The sequence below is a fragment of the Crocosphaera chwakensis CCY0110 genome, assembly GCF_000169335.1.
Classification (GTDB): Bacteria; Cyanobacteriota; Cyanobacteriia; order Cyanobacteriales; family Microcystaceae; genus Crocosphaera; species Crocosphaera chwakensis.
Window position 1 is genome coordinate 1 of the sequence record NZ_AAXW01000050.1, and the last position, 18,810, is coordinate 18,810.

At 34.0% G+C, this 18,810-nt stretch carries 17 protein-coding genes, 1 tRNA gene and 1 pseudogene; 7 read left to right on the forward strand and 12 right to left on the reverse strand.

Annotated elements, in window-relative coordinates; all coding sequences use genetic code 11:
• Positions 1–2,233 (forward strand): AAA family ATPase (locus tag CY0110_RS21420; protein WP_008277658.1); only part of this gene is annotated, 2,233 nt, incomplete at its 5' end.
• A gap of 249 nt (positions 2,234–2,482) precedes the next feature.
• Here the strand turns inward: CY0110_RS21420 and CY0110_RS21425 are convergent.
• Together CY0110_RS21425 and CY0110_RS21430 are read right to left on the reverse strand one after the other, a co-directional pair.
• The gene (locus tag CY0110_RS21425) at positions 2,483–3,028 is read right to left on the reverse strand and encodes a hypothetical protein (protein WP_008277660.1); all 546 of its coding nucleotides are present in this window, start codon (positions 3,026–3,028) and stop codon (positions 2,483–2,485) included.
• Between the two features lie 38 nt (positions 3,029–3,066).
• Complete coding sequence (locus CY0110_RS21430; RefSeq protein ID WP_035800285.1) at positions 3,067–3,582, reverse strand: DUF2273 domain-containing protein; 516 nt, start codon at positions 3,580–3,582, stop codon at positions 3,067–3,069.
• 105 nt (positions 3,583–3,687) lie between these two features.
• Here CY0110_RS21430 and CY0110_RS29430 point away from each other — a divergent pair.
• From CY0110_RS29430 to CY0110_RS21450, 3 genes are all read left to right on the forward strand, one after another.
• A protein-coding gene (locus CY0110_RS29430) for an IS630 family transposase (RefSeq protein WP_085961785.1) occupies positions 3,688–4,636 on the forward strand; the annotation gives its coding sequence in 2 pieces (ribosomal slippage) (positions 3,688–4,028 and positions 4,027–4,636; 951 coding nt in all).
• Positions 4,637–4,912: 276 nt separating this feature from the next.
• Positions 4,913–5,119 carry a hypothetical protein gene (locus CY0110_RS21445; protein ID WP_008277662.1) on the forward strand — a complete coding sequence of 69 codons (207 nt, stop codon included), beginning with the start codon at positions 4,913–4,915 and terminating at the stop codon, positions 5,117–5,119.
• A 48-nt stretch (positions 5,120–5,167) separates the two neighbouring features.
• A tRNA-Met gene (locus tag CY0110_RS21450) sits at positions 5,168–5,241 on the forward strand.
• A 104-nt stretch (positions 5,242–5,345) separates the two neighbouring features.
• Here CY0110_RS21450 and CY0110_RS21455 read toward each other — a convergent pair.
• From CY0110_RS21455 to CY0110_RS21490, 7 genes and pseudogenes are all read right to left on the reverse strand, one after another.
• Positions 5,346–6,452 (reverse strand): RNaseH domain-containing protein, encoded by a 1,107-nt coding sequence (locus CY0110_RS21455; protein WP_232285776.1) that lies wholly within the window; start codon positions 6,450–6,452, stop codon positions 5,346–5,348.
• Positions 6,453–6,454: 2 nt separating this feature from the next.
• Positions 6,455–7,403 (reverse strand): IS630 family transposase gene (locus CY0110_RS29435; protein ID WP_085961785.1). Its coding sequence is split into 2 segments (ribosomal slippage): positions 6,455–7,064 and positions 7,063–7,403, totalling 951 coding nucleotides; the frame shifts between segments, so codons are not numbered across the junction.
• Between the two features lie 50 nt (positions 7,404–7,453).
• Positions 7,454–8,728 carry a pPIWI_RE_Z domain-containing protein gene (locus tag CY0110_RS21470; RefSeq protein WP_008277665.1) on the reverse strand — a complete coding sequence of 425 codons (1,275 nt, stop codon included), beginning with the start codon at positions 8,726–8,728 and terminating at the stop codon, positions 7,454–7,456.
• The gene (locus CY0110_RS21475) at positions 8,725–9,801 is read right to left on the reverse strand and encodes a pPIWI_RE_Y domain-containing protein (RefSeq protein ID WP_008277666.1); all 1,077 of its coding nucleotides are present in this window, start codon (positions 9,799–9,801) and stop codon (positions 8,725–8,727) included. Before CY0110_RS21475 ends, CY0110_RS21470 begins: the two co-directional genes overlap by 4 nt.
• An 87-nt stretch (positions 9,802–9,888) precedes the next feature.
• Positions 9,889–10,893 (reverse strand): annotated as a pseudogene (locus CY0110_RS29440) (IS630 family transposase).
• 42 nt (positions 10,894–10,935) lie between these two features.
• Positions 10,936–11,070: a MerR family DNA-binding transcriptional regulator gene (locus tag CY0110_RS28855; protein WP_083794104.1), complete on the reverse strand. Its 135-nt coding sequence runs from the start codon at positions 11,068–11,070 to the stop codon at positions 10,936–10,938.
• Between the two features lie 375 nt (positions 11,071–11,445).
• Positions 11,446–12,549, reverse strand: a complete 1,104-nt coding sequence (locus CY0110_RS21490; RefSeq protein ID WP_008277671.1) for a transporter substrate-binding domain-containing protein — start codon at positions 12,547–12,549, stop codon at positions 11,446–11,448.
• A 132-nt stretch (positions 12,550–12,681) separates the two neighbouring features.
• Here CY0110_RS21490 and CY0110_RS21495 point away from each other — a divergent pair, with 132 nt between their 5' ends.
• From CY0110_RS21495 to CY0110_RS21505, 3 genes are all read left to right on the forward strand, one after another.
• Positions 12,682–13,281 carry a peroxiredoxin gene (locus CY0110_RS21495; RefSeq protein WP_008277672.1) on the forward strand — a complete coding sequence of 200 codons (600 nt, stop codon included), beginning with the start codon at positions 12,682–12,684 and terminating at the stop codon, positions 13,279–13,281.
• 104 nt (positions 13,282–13,385) lie between these two features.
• Positions 13,386–14,129: a radical SAM protein gene (locus tag CY0110_RS21500; protein ID WP_008277673.1), complete on the forward strand. Its 744-nt coding sequence runs from the start codon at positions 13,386–13,388 to the stop codon at positions 14,127–14,129.
• Positions 14,130–14,173: 44 nt separating this feature from the next.
• Positions 14,174–14,932, forward strand: a complete 759-nt coding sequence (locus tag CY0110_RS21505; protein WP_008277674.1) for a hypothetical protein — start codon at positions 14,174–14,176, stop codon at positions 14,930–14,932.
• A gap of 28 nt (positions 14,933–14,960) precedes the next feature.
• Here the strand turns inward: CY0110_RS21505 and CY0110_RS21510 are convergent, their stop codons facing one another.
• The 3 genes from CY0110_RS21510 to CY0110_RS21520 all read right to left on the reverse strand — a co-directional run bounded on the left by CY0110_RS21510 (position 14,961) and on the right by CY0110_RS21520 (position 18,512).
• Positions 14,961–15,548 (reverse strand): Uma2 family endonuclease, encoded by a 588-nt coding sequence (locus CY0110_RS21510; RefSeq protein WP_008277675.1) that lies wholly within the window; start codon positions 15,546–15,548, stop codon positions 14,961–14,963.
• Between the two features lie 151 nt (positions 15,549–15,699).
• Complete coding sequence (locus tag CY0110_RS21515) at positions 15,700–17,754, reverse strand: flotillin family protein (RefSeq protein WP_008277676.1); 2,055 nt, start codon at positions 17,752–17,754, stop codon at positions 15,700–15,702.
• 14 nt (positions 17,755–17,768) lie between these two features.
• Positions 17,769–18,512, reverse strand: a complete 744-nt coding sequence (locus tag CY0110_RS21520; protein ID WP_008277677.1) for an OB-fold-containig protein — start codon at positions 18,510–18,512, stop codon at positions 17,769–17,771.
• Between the last annotated feature and the right edge of the window lie 298 nt (positions 18,513–18,810).

Consider the following 18,810-nt stretch of genomic DNA (forward strand, 5'->3'; position numbering starts at 1 on the left):
TAGTTACCTCAATGAAATGGTAACTAAAGAAGATGGAGGAATTTTATATTTAGCAGGTAAACCTACTAACTATCCATTAAAAGATTATTGTTTAGCAACAAATGATATTTGCGCTGAAATGGATGATGGTACGATAGATCAACAAAAAAAACGGATTAAACTTTTTGTTGAAAAGACTGGATTAATTCCTGCTATTATTATTTTTTCGGGTAACAAATCCTTACATATACATTTAAAAGGTGATCATAATTTTGCTATTGACGATGCTATTTACCTCCGAAGATTAGTAGCTATCTGCCTGTTAAGTGATCCTGCTGTTGCCCGTCCTCATCAACCGATCCGATTAGCTGGTTTCTGGCGTAAAGAAACTGGAAAGTATCAAGAGTTGATGGCATATTTTGATCAAGGATATAGTTTAGAAGAGTTTTTATTAGGGATATCTAAATACTGGGAGTTTTTAGGATATGGCGACTTAGTTGATAAAACAGAACTAGATAGTTTATGGTCATTTATTCATCCTGTTTTAGTGAACTCTGATAAAAGTTTAACGTATGAACAACAGAAAGAAAAGTTAACTCAGATTTTCCTTGATAAAGACCAGAAACTTGTTAATTATCAACATAAACAGGAAAGAATTAAAACTAGCATTAAGTATGAAAATGATACTTATAGTAACAAAGATAGTAAGCTAGACTCGTTTATTAATTCGGTTCTGTATCCAAAATTAGAAGATACTATTTTTCAAGATATTGGATATTTTGGGACAGATTACATATACCATTGTCCATTATGTAAAGAACCAGAACCTTTAGATAATCCTACTCTTGGAATCAATAGATATTATTTCAATTGTTTCGCCTGTTTAAGAAGTGGAACATGGCTTAAATACTATTGGTTTAAAACTTATGGTGATCAAAAATTTGATTTTATGAAAGCACTTCAAGAATCATCTGAATTGGTAGATTTATCGATAGAACTGCAAGAAGTAATTAATGAAGAGAATATTATGAAATTAGGAAACATAACTGAAAAGAATGAGCAATTAAAATCCCTACTTGCATCTTATGAAACAGAGACTGATCCAATGAATCGTCGTGTTTTAGTTGCATTTATTAAAACCAATTATATGGAGTCTCATGATTTACGGAATGAGAAAGACATCAATGATTTAATTTTAGAAATCAATCAGGATCAACAACATACTAATGATAATAAATTACCTAATTTGTATGAAATACTTTGCAAAGAAGAGGAAGCTGAAAATCCAATGAAGGAATGGTTAGTTGATGGACTATTTCAAGAAGGATTAACTATAATAGCTGGCTATAGTGGAACTGGAAAGACAAGTGTGACTGATAACATTGCTATTGCAGTTGCTAGTGGTCAAGACTGGAATAATAAAGCTGTTAAACAGGGTAACGTTCTCCTTTTACAGAGTGAATTAAATCCCACTAACATGAAATTACATTTTTCACATCTGATTAATACAGATAATGCTGAATCAATTTTGAAGAATATAATTCCTGTATTTGATTGGGATTTTAAACAAATGGATCGCTTAGAAAAATTAGCTTCTAATCATCAACCAGTGTTAATTATAATTGATAGCTTGCGCTCTTGTTCTATTCCCTTATCCATTGATGAAAATCATCCAAAAATTGGTGTTCCTTTATATCGACTTAAGAAGCTGAGTAATCAATTAAATTGTTCAATTATGGTCATTCATCATTGTAATAAAAGTGATCCAAATGTGTTTTCTGGTAGTAATGCAATTCAAGGTGCGCCTGATACACTAGCTATTTTATCAGGTACAATTGGTCAAAAGCAAGAATTGTATTTTCAGAAACATCGAGCAGGTATAAAGTATCAGTGTAAAAAGCATAATATCCAATTTAACCAATCAACTAATGAATGGGAGTATTTGGGGGTGAAAGATGAGGATACATCAAAGATAAAAAACGATGATGATAATCCTGTTATCAAAAAAGATCCTCCACAGTTAATATTAGAGTTTTTGGAAAATGACTATAAATCTAGTAGTTGTGTAAAACCATTTTATATGAAGGATTTGAGTAAGACTTTATTTGATGTAATATTATATCCTCTAATATGTGCGATCGCAGCAGCAGTATTAGCACCTAAACCGTATGAAATAGCCAGACTCGCAGGAATAGTAACAGATAAAGTAACTAAACCACCTAAACCAGTTATAAATCCTGTACTAGCAGCATGAGTAGTGCGCCAACGAATAATTGAATTAATTGCTTTTTCTTTGTCATAATTACATGAAGCTAAATGATTTTCAGCGACTTCTTGTGCTGAAGGAAGAACCCCTAAACCGTTAATTCCTGTTTTTACTAACCATTGAATGATATCTGGTACATCATCATTGTTGGGCATATTCATTGATAAGGAATTATCCATAAATAAATTGAAAAAAGCTATAGGTAGATAGATTGACTTGTGGCAACTAGATCAATCATTATTTTGTTTTAAGGATATTATTGATCATTTTATATCCTTCGCTGAGGGAAATTGATCCATTTGAAATAGCAGTTAATAGCTCAAAAGCATCATCTCTACTAATTAACCCAGAGTCTAAAGCTTGTCGTAATAAACTATAAAAATAACCTAAATCCTTGTCTTTAATATTGGACGCTCGTTCCTTAGCTTCAATGTCTTTGATACTTTTTCTAATATCTTCTTTAAGTTTAGCCTTTGTTGCTTCAGCTTTAGAACCATGTTTTAATACTTGTGCCAAACCATAAGCAGCAGCACCACCAGCAACTGTAGCAGTAGCAACCAAACCAATAGGTGTTGCTCCTACTAATACAATACCCGTTACCGCAGTTACGACAGGGATAGCAGTAGTAACCCCCATTGCAGATACGGCAAAACCGACAACACTTGCACCAAATACCGTAATTCCTATTTCACCTAAGATTGCTGCTGAATCTTTAGGACGTTTTTCTAGTTTTCTCAATGTCTTAAGTAATTGATCTTTACTAGGAACATTTGAAGATGACATAATGAACTCCAAAAAATTAAGGTTAATCTGTAGTTGACTTAGGATTGTTTAAATTCTTGTAAAATTAGCCCGAATATTTCGATCATTAATTTAAAAAAATCATGTGCTATTTCTACTACTTCTTCGGCAACGCCCAAAAATGTATCGTTAGCAATATCTTTTCCTTGCATTCTTTTGTCTCGTCTATGACCTGCAATAGCACCGATAGTAATTCCTAAAACGGTAGCTAATGGAGCTAATATCTGACCAATAAAAGGAATTGAATTTACCAGTAAACCAATAATTATACCTAAAGCAACTCCTGCGGATAAATAAGGATGCTGTTTGATAAATTCAACTATTTTGATCAATATGATTTTACCAATAGAAATAACTTTCCCTTGAATTGTTTTGGTAGTGCTAATTAGTTGATGAAGTCTAATAGCAACATCATCCACAAAACCACTATCAGAAATCCATACATATAGATCACTATCACTCATTGAATCAGCCTGAGCTTGCCATAAAGCTAATTTAAAATTCGCTTGAGGTAAAGATAAAGAATATGAAGTCATCAAAATTCTATAACGATTACTTGTAATATTTAATTTAACTATAGCATTTCCCTGACTCATGAGGTACATTATAGATTGTAATATCTATTACTGATGTACTAAAAAATGAAGCCTTATTCTATAGACTTTAGAGAAAAAATCATAGAAGTGTGGAAAAAAGAAAACCTCTCTATCAGGAATCTAGCTAAGCGTTTTGGAGTAGCGAAAAGCTTTATTCAAAAATTGCTTAAACAATATCAACAAACTGGAGATATTAGACCTTTACCGCAAGGAGGAAGCCCATCTCCTAAGCTTAATAGTGAGCAATTGGTTATTTTAGTGGAAATCATGGAAAAAAATAATGATGCAACTCTCGAAGAATTATGTGAGTTACTCTATAAAGAAACAGGAGTGCAAGTCAAAAAAACCACAATGGGAAGAATCAGCCAAAGATTGAATTATAGTGTCAAAAAAAACTTTATATGCACCTGAAAAAGACAATGAAAAAGTCCATCAAAAAAGAGTGAAGTTTTGGGAAACCATTCGAGATGTAAAGACAAATAATTTAATTTTTATAGACGAATCAGGAGTGAATTTAGCAATGCTGAGACTATACGCTAGGTCGCTAAAAGGCACGAGAGCTAGGGGAGAAAAACCCCAGAAGCGAGGCAAAAATATTTCTATTATTAGTGCATTATCCTTAGATAAAGTTCTGGCAACAAAGAATATTTACGGGTCAGTAGACGGAATTACATTTGAAGCTTTTATCCTCACAGAATTAGTACCAAAGCTATGGAAAGATGCTTGTGTTGTTATGGATAATGCTAGAATTCATCTGGGAGAAATGGTCAAAGAATCTATTGAAAAAGTCGGGGCTAATGTAATTTACCTACCTCCTTATTCTCCTGAATTTTCTCCGATTGAAAATTTCTGGTCAAAAGTCAAAGCTATTTTGAGAAAAATCAAAGCAAGAAACTATAAAGACTTAATAGAAGGTATTACATCAGCTATGTTACAAGTTACCAAACAAGATATTCGTAACTGGTTTACTCATTGCTGCTACTGTACCTCATGACTATGGGAATTGCTATATATCAATCTTAAAAAAGTATTAAGGTGATTAGAAACACACTAATTTAGTAATGTTTACTCTTGACAAAATTAGTATTGGCTATCAGCACGATTCTACTAGCTTATCGTGCAATGAAGTGTGTTAAATTTAGCGATCGCATTAATCACCCGATCCACCAATACCATTAAAATGCGCTATGAAGCTTAGATAACCACTTGAATGAGTAGATCAGATGAGTTGGTTATAAACAAGCTGATCACTCGAAAATAGTACATTAGCATGAATTTTGAGTCTAACAATAGTAATGACGGAACACAGGTAATTGTGGCAATTTTAAACGATGACACAGGTACATGGAACTATCTGACCTTTGATACAAGAGAAGAAGCTAGGCAAGCCATTAACAAAGCTAGAAATGAGGGTAAAGCTGCGGTATTCTATAAAGATGAAAATAGTGATGATAACAGTGTGCCACCAGAGCTATGACTATCAAATGACTATCACCTTCAATGACTATTTTCTAAAACTTACTACGGCTCGGTAGCTCAGTTGGTTAGAGCAGGGGACTCATAAGCCCAAGGTCGGCAGTTCAAATCTGCCCCGAGCCATTTGGTTGCTGTACAGTAACAAATTATTGTCATCTCTACGAGCATCAAAGTTTGTCATAATTGACGAATTTTAATACCAAGTTTAGTTTAGCGCGATCGCTTGTTTAAACTTCCCCGTTTTCATTTTCTTCTTCAATAACATTTGAGATTAAAACATATTCATCTATTTGCTTGGCATAATGTAAAATTCTCGGTACTTCCAAACAATCTTCATATTGTAAAATTCCTTTTCTTGATTCGTGTGCGATCGCAGCTAATTCTGTAAGATCATCTTCTGGTTGATAATAGGCAATAGTTATTTCTAATAGTGATGGATGTCCCCAACTTATTGTGGGATTTTTTATTCTTGAATCAGAGTTTTTTCCAGTCATTTGTGCGCTTTTGTTTCCCAAGCTATAAAATATGCGATCGCTTTGTTCTTTTTTCAATAAACCCGTTACAAATCCTGATGTTTTTTCGCCATCTACAGCAAACCATTCGGGGGTTTCGCTATTTCGTAATCGAATTACTCTTAAACCTTTGAATTCTTCAAATAGTGGGTCGTTTCTTTCCCCAAATGATAAACCCTGGTTAGATATTTGTGTATCTTGTAACCCTGTCCAAGCCTGACGGATATTTTCTGCTTTACAGTAAAGTATTGTGGGTTTGTCTCTTAATTCTTTTGTTTTTAGGGTATCTTTGATAAAGGTTCTAACTTTACGTTTTCCTTCTTTATCGTTTTTGAAATACTGTCCACTATGTATTTCAGTTAAACCTTCACGATAGGACATCCATTCACCGCCAGTAAAGATTGCCTTTATTTGTTGTGAATCAGAACACATCATAACCATAACTGGTACGATTAACGATTGATCGTTAATTGTGGTTTCACCCGTTTTATTTACTAGCCATAATGCTACTTCATTAATTGAGGTATTAGAATCTACGTTACTTAATTGAATATTAGAAGGTGCAATTCTAACTCCTAACTGTCGTAATAATTCTATTAAGCTAGTAATTGCTTTGTGTTTGTAGCTTTTTCTTTGTGGGGTTATAAACTTACTGACAAAACCTAGCTTGGCGAACCCCAATTTTATAGCACTTTTTGGATCACACCAAGGAGTATATTTTTTATTAGTAAATTTATAAATTTCCTGACCATATAGTTCGATCCATGCTGCTTTATGTTCTGCAATATTTTCTGTACTAGATTGAACTATAGCAATTCCCATAGTCATGAGGTACAGTAGCAGCAATGAGTAAACCAGTTACGAATATCTTGTTTGGTAACTTGTAACATAGCTGATGTAATACCTTCTATTAGGTCTTTATAGTTTCTTGCTTTGATTTTTCTCAAAATAGCTTTGACTTTTGACCAGAAATTTTCAATCGGAGAAAATTCAGGAGAATAAGGAGGTAGGTAAATTACATTAGCCCCGACTTTTTCAATAGATTCTTTGACCATTTCTCCCAGATGAATTCTAGCATTATCCATAACAACACAAGCATCTTTCCATAGCTTTGGTACTAATTCTGTGAGGATAAAAGCTTCAAATGTAATTCCGTCTACTGACCCGTAAATATTCTTTGTTGCCAGAACTTTATCTAAGGATAATGCACTAATAATAGAAATATTTTTGCCTCGCTTCTGGGGTTTTTCTCCCCTAGCTCTCGTGCCTTTTAGCGACCTAGCGTATAGTCTCAGCATTGCTAAATTCACTCCTGATTCGTCTATAAAAATTAAATTATTTGTCTTTACATCTCGAATGGTTTCCCAAAACTTCACTCTTTTTTGATGGACTTTTTCATTGTCTTTTTCAGGTGCATATAAAGTTTTTTTTGACACTATAATTCAATCTTTGGCTGATTCTTCCCATTGTGGTTTTTTTGACTTGCACTCCTGTTTCTTTATAGAGTAACTCACATAATTCTTCGAGAGTTGCATCATTATTTTTTTCCATGATTTCCACTAAAATAACCAATTGCTCACTATTAAGCTTAGGAGATGGGCTTCCTCCTTGCGGTAAAGGTCTAATATCTCCAGTTTGTTGATATTGTTTAAGCAATTTTTGAATAAAGCTTTTCGCTACTCCAAAACGCTTAGCTAGATTCCTGATAGAGAGGTTTTCTTTTTTCCACACTTCTATGATTTTTTCTCTAAAGTCTATAGAATAAGGCTTCATTTTTTAGTACATCAGTAATAGATATTACAATCTATAATGTACCTCATGAGTCAGGGAAATGCTATATTTTCTTGATTAATAGTTCGAGGTACTTTGGAATAAATTAAACTTCCTGGGGTAGCAATCCAAATTGAAGCTTTAACTAAATCTCTTTCTTTTTGATGGGAAGGACAAACACCGTAAGCAGGACAGTATTTATTACTGGTAAATTCTTCGCTTTCTTCTGATTCAATGGGTTCTAAACTAAAGCAAGGTTGTTTGCCAATTTCAAAAGCTCTTTCTAATCTAGGAGTAATATAAGGAGTCAGCAAACAAGTATTACTTAAATATTTAAACCCAGGATGATTTTGATTATAAGGTGTGTCTGGATTAGCATTATAAACAGCCTTATGTAACCTACTTAAATGACTAGCTTTATTAGAATTACCTAAAATTGGTGCAACATCATTAATATTAACTTCTGTAAAAGTTTTAATTAAATCGAATATTTGCAAGACATCGGCAACAATTAAAGTTACTTTCAATCCTTGGCGATAAGCGTACACTGTTAATATTTTCATCAACACTGATTTACCAGCAGAAGGAATACCTCCTAAATGTCTAATGCTATCTAATCTTAAATAATCTGCTTCTACCAGTTCTTCAGCATCATTGAAGACTTCTAATTTCATCCTGCTAAAACAACTTACCCAAATCGGCTTTAAACCTTTTTCTATTAACTGTTCGTCCATCCATTTTGCTGTATAATGTAAATCTCTCCAAGGTATATTTAAAGCTTCTCTTGTAGAATTATTGTTTAAATCATGACTGGTAGGATGGGAAAAACCAGCTAACTCTGAAGGAATATTAACAGTATCCATACGCTTTTCTACTTCACATTTATATTGTCCTTCCGTTGCCCAACTTACTTCTTTCCTCTGAGATAAGGCAACTGGTGTAGTTAAAGTTCTTTCGTAAACTTCAAAGCGATTATTAGCAACAGTAATATTAGTTTGTCTCTGAAAAGTACCTAATTCTGTTATTTCATAACCTCTAGTTTCCTCTGGATATTCTTGATATCTATCTAAAGCATCAGACCATAGTTTAGGTGAGGCATATTGTGCCAATAAATGACGGGCAATACTTAACATTTGTCTTTGTTCTTCTGTCCAGTTTTGGCTTTCTGCAAACGAATAATCGTATCCAGTTAATAACACCCACAAACTTCCAGCAGTTGTATTGGGAACAATCACATCTAATAAATAAAGTCCTAAGTCTACATTTAACAATCCAGCATCTAAATCATAATCTTTAAATGATTCTTGCCATGCGGTGATATCTCTCATGATTGTTTACTCCATTTTCTTTTTACTTTCTGCATAAATGCACCTTCAAACATGACCTGAGATTTTTTGAGCGGAACAGTACAATAACTTCTGAATTCTTGTATATATTCTTTGCCGTAGTGTTTTATTTCATCAGGAAATATAAAAAAACATTCATTATAAGGCTTTTCTTTCCAGCGTGGAATAGGTTTATCTACTTTCTTAGCTAAGTTATATGCAGACTCCCAAAACTTAAGGTCTACTGCCCAAACTGTATCGTCAGGAAAAACTAAATGAATATCGTATTTGTCTAAGTCAGGAAAAAGAATTACCTCTTTTAAATCTAATTTTTTTAGCTTATTAAATAACCTTACTTCCGGTTTACCAGGGCGGTGCATAAAATAGCGTAAATCTTGCTTTAACCATAAAACTAAATCGTTACTATCTGCTTTAAAAGGAATTGGTTTTTTCTTATATTGCAAACAGTGACGATTTTCACATCGCAAATCACCGTCGCTCTTTAAATACATCAAACTGTCACAATGACCGCAACAATAGAAATTATCATCTTTTTTATAAGATTCGGGTGCTGGTTCGTAACAATCTATTAGTAATTCTTTTAATGATGAAAACTCTAAAATAGCGTTTGTATCTAGTTCGCCTTTAGTAACTACAGGATGTTCGATAATATATTGTCTAAACTTAGTATATAAATTGCGATCTTTGGAAGTTAAAGACTTCAATCTTAGCTTTTCAACTACTTTTCTTTGGAAGTTACCGTATTCTTCTAAATATTCTTCTGCGGTTTCAACACAAAAATTACTCGGTTTCTGTTCTTCCACTAAAGATTTACTATGCCAATCTTCAGGACAATTAATATCCAAATCCCAATCTTGCAAAGGCTGTTTGGCCAAACGATTAAGAAAATCTGGAACTCCCTGTAGAGGTTCTATTCCTGTTAACAAACAATTTATGATTAATTTATCTACAGCCAACTGTAAATTAGCTGGGTACTGAGATAATTTTTGTCTGCTTATATTTTGATGATACTGACAGATTCCTTTGGCAATTTTCTGTATTGTCTCTTCATTCACTAAATATTTCTCCTGAGAATTTTGACTATCTTGTTTGTCTACTGAGTTAATGTCATATCTTCTATGTCCTGCTGGCGTTCTATAGCACTACGCAAAAACGTTAGGACAGTTTTGGAAAGCAGCATCTACACATTCTCGAACTGTCTCAAATTCAGGTAACATTTGTTTCATCCAAGTTTTTAACACTGACCACCAGTTTTCAATCTTGTTTAAATCAGGTGAATAAGCAGGTAAGTACCAGATTTCACATCCAGCTTCTTCAACAATTTCTCTGATACTTTCCCCTTTATGAAAAGTAGCATTATCAATAATAATAATATCTCCTGGTTTCAATTGAGGAATCAAACTTTGAGATAACCAAGCTTCAAATAAATCTCGATTACAACAACCCTCAAAAGTTAAAGGAGCAAAGATTTTACCATCTTTTAAAGCACTAATCCAACTTGCTCTTTCTCTGCTTGCTCCGTCCTATACGCCGAGGACACCTCGGCGCGGGCGGTGCGCTTTTCTTTCCACATTTCAGAGCGTAGCATCTTTCTCCTCTAGGACTATAACCATAAGCATAGTCATCTCTATTATCAAATCCCGCTTCATCTACATAAACTCTTCTTCTATTATCAATTTGTGATAGTTTTTCTTTGAAATCTTCTCGTTCTATTTCATTTCTTTCCTTATATCCGTAAGTTTGTCTTGGTGCGCGTTCCCTAGGTCGGGGAACCCGACCGGGGTCGCACCGCTTTTTTCCTGGTTATTCCCAGTTTTTGACAGGTATAACTTATATTTTGTTGAGTGATATTATTCCCCCATAATTTAGCCATTTTTCTTTGAGTTTTATTCTTATTTTCTTGAACAGAAAGCTTAAACTTTTCTTCATCTTTAATTTTACTATGTCTTCCTTGTTTATTGGCGGTCTCGCGGGAGCGAGTGCGGCTGCACCGCCCTGAAGTCTCCTGTTTCTTTTTCCCTTTTTAACCATAAATCTAGAGTATTGCGACTAATTTTGAATAAACGACAGACATTCACTTTTTTATGTCCTCTTTTCACTGCTTCAATCGCTTTTTGACGTAAATCATAGCTATAAGGTGACGGCATGATGGTTGGCGATCGCTTGCTCAATTAATTAATTCTTTTCTATTATAAAACTGTCCTAACCAAAATGCGTAGTGCTATAATTGCACTAATCTTTCCAGCCTTTTCCCAACGTCGCAAAGTATCGACGCTAACCCCAAAATGTTGTGCTGCTTCTTTTGGACTAACAAACTCAGAAATGACTTTTTCCTCAGTGCTGTCTCAAGCATAACTACATTTACCTAGATTTGTCTAGATATTTTATAAATTTTCAAATTAAACGATAAATGTGATGCGTAGCCAAAAAGCTAGTAATGATCGATATCTACAACTGGAAAACTATAATTTGAGTAACCCCATAATCCCAAAACAATATAAATCTCAATGACCTCTGCATTACTTAATAATTATTTCCCTCTTCACCTAGAAGGCGATCACTAGATTATTAATCGAAGTTGTCTATCCTAGCGGTGGCGTGGATAACCTTAGAAAAAAATTTTAGACTTGAAGACTTCGACGACACTATTTTGTTAAGACGACAAATAATTAGTTACTTTAACTTCTATTCAGCAAACCCTAATTATCAAAATCTCCTTGAATTTCTCTATTCATAATCTCTTCTAATCTGCCTGATTGTTTCAACTCAACAATGGCAATGTTTAACTCCCGAATTAAGTCATTATCTAAGGGTAAAACAAAGCCATAATCTTCCAATGCTATTGATAAATCTGCAATTTGAAACGGAGCTTCAGGATGCTGATAAAGATAATATTTTAAAGCAGGAACATCAAACATTACTCCTTGAGCTTGTCCTGATTTTAACCGTTCTAAAGCCTGATCTAGATTGGGAGATGGTAAAAGACGAGCTTCATAGGTTTGCGCCCATTTTTCTCCTGTTGTTCCTGAAATAACAGCAATTTGTTTACCTCTAATGTCCTCTGGTTGTTTAAATTGTTCTGTTGTTTCTGCTGATAATAATAACGTCATAACTGTGGCAATACCAGCCGTCAAAGAAGAAGCAGCCACCATTGTAATTAACATCCATGCACTGGTAATGGCTTTACCAATTTTTGTCACTGGACTTTTATCACCATAACCCACGGTTGTTAAAGTCACTAAAGCAAACCACATCCCATTACCAACTCCTTTAACATAATGTCTAGGAAATTGTTCCGAGTTACGTCTAGATTCTGCTAACCAAATTAAATTTCCCACAATAAAAAGAATGAAGAATAAACCGCCTACCGAAGAAATAACAGCTACTCGAAAAATCGGACGAATCCGACTCCATACTGATGTCTTTTCTCTTGAGATTAAAAGACCAATTTTAGCGTTAAAATAGGGTTGGGTAAAAGCAACTTTTTGAAATCTTTCTGCTGTAATACTAACTGGACCGATTAAAATATCTAATTCCCCTGCGATAACCTGATCAATACCCGCTTTCACCCCTGGTTGAGCAATTAACTGATATTGCAGATTATTAATTTCAGCAATTTCTTGCCATAATTCTACACTAATTCCTTGAAAGGTTTGCTCATTGTATTTAGCAAAAGGAGGAGAACCAGCTACCCCAACTTTTAGGGGATTTTCATTAGGAATAGACTCAGTTTGAGCCAGCAAAAAACCTGAAAAGGGATAAGCAATGATCAAAAAAAGACTCAGTAGGAAAAGACGAACCATTACAGCTATAAGGAAAGAAGATGATAATACGATAACTTGGGTAGCTCACAACACTTAATAATTGTGATAGATTTGTAGTAGGACATAAATCCTGACGGGTTTCACCGTTATTTGATTTTTGGAGACTAAACGATGACCATCGAAGGATGCTTGCGAGTTGGGCAAGTTGCACCTGATTTTACGGCAACAGTCGTTATTGATCAAGAATTCCAGACAAAAAAACTTTCTAGTTACCGTGGCAAGTATGTTGTCCTTTTTTTCTATCCTTTGGATTTTACCTTTGTTTGCCCTACGGAAGTCATTGCCTTTAGCGATCGCTACGAAGAGTTTGCTAAGATTAACACAGAACTTTTAGCGGTTTCCGTTGATAGTGAATTTTCCCATCTGGCCTGGATTCAAACCCCTCGCACGGAAGGAGGAGTGGGAGACATTGCCTATCCTTTAGTTTCTGACCTGAAAAAAGAAATTAGTACCGCTTATAATGTACTCGATCCTGATTCAGGTGTTGCGTTACGGGGCTTATTTATTATTGATAAAGAAGGGGTTATTCAATACTCAACCGTTAATAATCTTTCGTTTGGTCGTAGTGTCACCGAAACCCTACGCACCCTAAAAGCGATACAGCACGTTCAAACCAATCCCGAAGAGGTTTGTCCGGCAGATTGGCAAGAAGGGGATAAAACCATGATACCTGACCCCATTAAATCTAAGATTTATTTCTCAGCGGTTTAACTGTTTTTATTCTTTTAAGAAACACATTGGAAAATAAGTGTTTCTTAAGAGCATTAATTTAGTGGATTTAATCTTCATAACAAATCAGAAATTTCTTCTAGGTTATGACTCCTCAACGGATTTCTATAGAATTAACCAATCAATGTAGTAAACACTGTCATTTTTGTTACAATCATAGCCATCATTTAGGTGAAACTCGTTGGCAAGCTGACGAATTAGTTGATTTTATTAAAGACTGTGCGAAATCAGGTACAAAAGCGGTTTCTTTCGGCGGTGGTGAACCTTTAGAATATCCCAATTTATTCGAGGTTTTATCAGAGTTACAAGGGGTTTTATTTCGTTCTATTACTAGCAACGGATTACATTTACACGGGGATTTATTAGAAAAATTAGTGATAGCTAATCCCGACAAAGTCCATTTATCCATTCATTATCCTGAACAAAAAGAAGAAGTTAAACGAGTCATTAATCAAGTTAAATTATTAGACTCTTTAGGGATTCGTAGCGGGATTAATTTATTAGTTCCTCAATCAAAGTTACAAGTTGCGACTCAAACATCTCAAATGATTCTAGAAGCAGGAATAAATAGGGAGAGAATTGTTTATCTTCCCATGCGGAAAATGGACACCCCAACTCCTCAAGAAATGGCTACAGTAGCCGGAGGAAAACCGTTTCAGTCAATGACTTGTTTAATGCAATGTGGTATCAGTTCCAGATTTTGTTCTATTGCTTGGGATAAAACCGTTGCTTGGTGTTCTTATACCGTTTCTCGTCGTTCTTTACCCAGTTTAACGGCTGTTTCTTTAGATGCTATTTTACAGAATTTACCGTTAGTTTTTTGTGGTTAATGATTGAATAATTATTATTGATTAAATGTCATGGAGGAAAAGTTATGCAAGATTATCCAGCAGCACACAGTATGGATACTACTTGGTTTGCAGTAGATAAAAAAGGAAACCTTGGGTTTTTTGATTCTGGAGAAGGGGGTGCGGTTCCTTATTCAAATCATAGGGTAAAAATGGTAAGTATTGATAGTTTACTATTAGAAATAGCACAAAATTATGAACACCGTGTATTAAAATCTAAAACTCCAAATCATTATATTGAAAAACATCTAAGTTTACAAAAACTGCAAAATAGTATTAATGAAGCTTTGAAAAAAAGAGAAAGAAGATTACAGAATTGTTTTCTTTTATTATCATCTGATGCAGTAATATCTCACTTAGGAATAGAAGAAACAGACTATAATTATGGGGTTCGCTTTACAGGAGAAATGACTATTATTTATCTATATTTTTGTCGAATTCCTCTTATTCAAGAATTGATAGAAAAAGGTTTAATTTTAGCAGGAGAAGACAGAAATAGATGGGATTATAACGTATGTGGTATGCTTGGTTTTTTCATCTACGAACAAGAGAGTAATGATCCTTTACCTTATGAGCAAACAGGGAAACCCATTATTTCTTTAAAATTAGATGATTTACCTGAACATTTACAAGACGACATTAGTTGGAACTGGTTTGATGATGTAAGTTTTAATGATAGAAAAAAAATTCAACCTATTGAACATTTACCTTGTCGAACCTGGAAAAATGACAAATGGTGGGTAGACAGCGAAGGAAACAAAAGAGAAGGACATCCTTATCAATAATTGTAAAACTTACATATTTTCAAATTTATTACTCTTTTGTGATAAAAATATTTTTATAAATATCACTAATTTTAACATTAATATTAATTGAAGTTAATTTAATCATATCATTGATATCTTGATAATCTTTTAATAACCATTGATTATTTTCTGTTTTGGTATAATGTTCAATAAAATAGTTTGCTTGATCGATTAAAATATATTCTTTTAAATAAGGAATAGAACGATAATATAAAAATTTATCTCCCCGGTCGTAACTTGAAGTTGAAGGAGATAAAACCTCAAAAATAAGACAAGGATTAATAATTTCATCTTGTCTATTCTCATTAAAAACTGGGTCTTCTGAAATTACCATGACATCAGGATAAACCCCTCTTTTATACTCAGGTATCCAGACCCGAAGATCACTAGATTGTACACGACAATTTGTTTGATTTAAAGCTAATTTTAAACAAAAAATAAGATTCATAATAATTGTATTATGATCAATGGTTCCACCAGTCATTGGAATAATAACTCCATTATGATATTCATGTTTAAATTCAGAAATTTCTTCTAGTTTCCGATAATTTTCTAAAGAAATATTTTGTTTGTTTTGTTTAGCTTGTGTAATCATAGAGCAATTTTTTCCTGTAAAGTAAATGGATATTGGTGGGTTACGACAGATTTTTATATTCTTGTTATCCTCTAAATTATAGCTGTCTAACCCACCCTACTGAATTGAGACAGCTTTTGACTTTTGACTTCATATAACCTACCCTACTTTTTTAAGATTCTTGAGGAAAATCATTGAGAAGAGATAAGTTTTCATCTTCTTCTGTTGTAATCGTTTGTTCTTGAGGAGTTACAGTAGAAGATGATTCTGAACTATGAGACTTTTTATCTTCTGTAATTTCTACTTTTTCCTCAGTATTTAAAGCGGTTTTAATTTGATTAATTAATGTGCCTAACTTCCCTTCATCTAATAAGGAATTAATCAAGGTTAAACCACTGGTAGATAACATCAATTTACTAATATCTCCCGTACCATTGCCATTACTGCCATTGACCCCTGGAAAGGCATAAATTTTCGCATCTCCTAATACGCCAGGTTGTGGGGCTAAAGATTGGAGAATATAGGGCAATTGGGGAACTAATTCAGGCCAGAGGTCTTTTATGAGGTCAGCCGTTCTGTTTGCGTTACTCAGGGCATTTTCGGCTTCAATGAGGGCTTTTTTACTCTCGGCTTCAGCTAACAGTTTATACTTATTGGCATCGGCAAGGGTACGAATGGACTCTGCTTCTAACTCGGCTGCTTGTTTAGCGATTTCTGCTTGACGACGACGGCGAAATACGTCAATTTCTACAACATTTTGCTCAGAAATGCGGATTTTTTGTGCTTCTTGCTCGGCTGAAATCACAACTAACCGTTGTTCCCGTTGGGCTTTTTCCACTTCTTGGGCGGTAATAACAGCGGCCTCAGCTTGGGCTTTTTCGGCTTCTGAGTCAAACCTTTCTTTCTCTTTATTAGCAATGGCAATGGCAGCTTGTTGTTGAGCAATTTTTGATTGTTGTTCGGCGGCCGCCACTTCTGCTTGTGCTTGAAGTTGGGATGCTTGAATCATTTTTTGACGGTTAATTTCTGCTACTTCGGTTTCTTGTTGTTGTAAGGTTTGGGTGACTTTTAATTGTTTATTCTGTTCTTCTAATTCGATATTCACACCAATGCGTTTTTGTTGAATAATCAATTCTTTTTCTATTTTTTCTTCTTCGACTTCTTGTTCTTGAAGAATTCTGTTTTTCTCAATTTTTGCTGCTTCTTTATCTTTCGTTTCTTGAATTTCTCTCTGTTGCTGCGCTCGTAAAAATTCTACATCTTTTTGTTGGGTTAAGTTAGCATCTTCTTTTTGTTTAATAATTTGTAAACTTTGTTTTTCTGCTTCTAATTCTCGTTGTTCTATGGCCACTTGAGTTTCTAATTCAACCTCTCTTTTTTGTTGAATAGAGCGTTGTATGGTTTCTGTTCTCAGTCGCACCCCTTGAGCATCAAAAAAGTTATTTTCATCGTAAGTGTCACTTTCTTCGATCTCAGAAATAGCAATATTATTCAGGGTTAATCCAACTTTTTTAAGGTCTTGTTGAATGAGGTTTAAAACCGCTTCTGCAAACCCTAATTTATCTGAGTCAATTTCGGCTATTTTTTTCTTCTTAGCTGCTGCTCTGATCGCATCATCTGCCCGTTTTTCAATGGCATCTTTAATGTCATTTTCTGATATTTTTCCTTGTTTAGATAACCTAGCTGCTGCTGCTAAAATATCCTTTTCTTCTTGAGCAATACAGATATAAAAAGTTACCCGCATATTTGCTCTTAAATAGTCTTGAGTTCTAACAGCCAATTTATCAGAACGAACCACATCAATAGAGATTTCTCTTAAAGGAACACGGGTGATTTCATGGAATCCAGGAATGACAATACAACCCCCATTTAAAATAACGGTTTTACTCTTTTTAAAGACACCGCCTGTTCTAACTAAAGCTTCATTATTCGGAGCAATTGTATAAAATCGGGTGTATAACCAAACACTCAATAATAAGAGAAATAACAATATGCCAATACTCCCTAAGATACCCAGAAATGGTAAACTATTTAGAGTAGAACTGACTTGTCCAATATAAGGGGAATTAGCTGGTAATACTTCTTTAAAAATAGGTTGATTAAGAGAGATTTTTAGTTGATTTTCATCTTGCTTAAATAAATCTATTTCATCTAAAACAAACCAATTAGAATCAAAATTGATTTTAGGTAACGCTTGGATCAATTGTAATTCAAATTTAGGATTCATTTTTTTACCTCTTTTTAAGAATCTTTTGGTAAGTTAGTTTGATTAATCCATTTATCTTCGTCAGAACTATCTTTACTAATTCCTATATAACTATGTTCTTGACGATCAATAATTAAAATTGCTTGTCCGTAATGGGGAATAACATCAGCCCAATGGGGTAAACTAATACTAATAGTGACTAAATTACCAGCAGTATCATAGACATCAGCTTGTCCTATTTTTCCCTGAATTAAATAAGGAATAGTCTTTGATGTTACGATCCCTACACAGCCAATTAAACGCTCACTTTTAACATCTTCTCCAAAGGAAGCAAACATTTGTCCAATGGGATATGACAATAATTTTCCTGTCCATAAACCAATAAATAAAGAGAGAAAAAAGACTAAACCCCCTAACCCAAAAAATTGATCAGGTATGGTTCCAGTGAGACTGCCTAAGATAGTATTTAAAGTCCAACCTACCACCCCCCAAGCACTAAAATCAATGGCTAACAAAATCATTAATGGGGCTTTTCCTAAGCCAAACCAAGTTAATAACTGAAAAAGATTAAACTCGTCCCCATCGCCACTAAGATCAGCGTCTATATCTGTTTCAACATCAGCCTCAAAACTGAAACCATGACTATCAACATTAATATCCATGTCACTATCAAGTTCACCTCCTTCATCTCCTCCGCCGGAAATAATAATGAGAAGAAAGAAAGTAACTCCAACGCCAATTAAAACCCAGTAAATTAAATTAGCAGGATGCAATAACATGGGACAATTTTATTGTTTATCTTCATAATACCATAAAAATTTATACAATATATTTTAAAACTTTTTCCCTTAATAAAAATCAATGTTTCAACATTAAAAAAATATTAAAAACACAAAAAACTTTCCTATTGATTCCTAATTAAGCTATATAATAACTCTGTAAACAGCAAACTAAGTTATTGAAGCATCGTATGAACATGAAAATTATAATCTATTTAAAAATCGCCGATTATTTTAAACATTGGATGAAATTAATTAAATGGTCAAATCAGCAATAATTGTAAAGTAAAAAATGCTT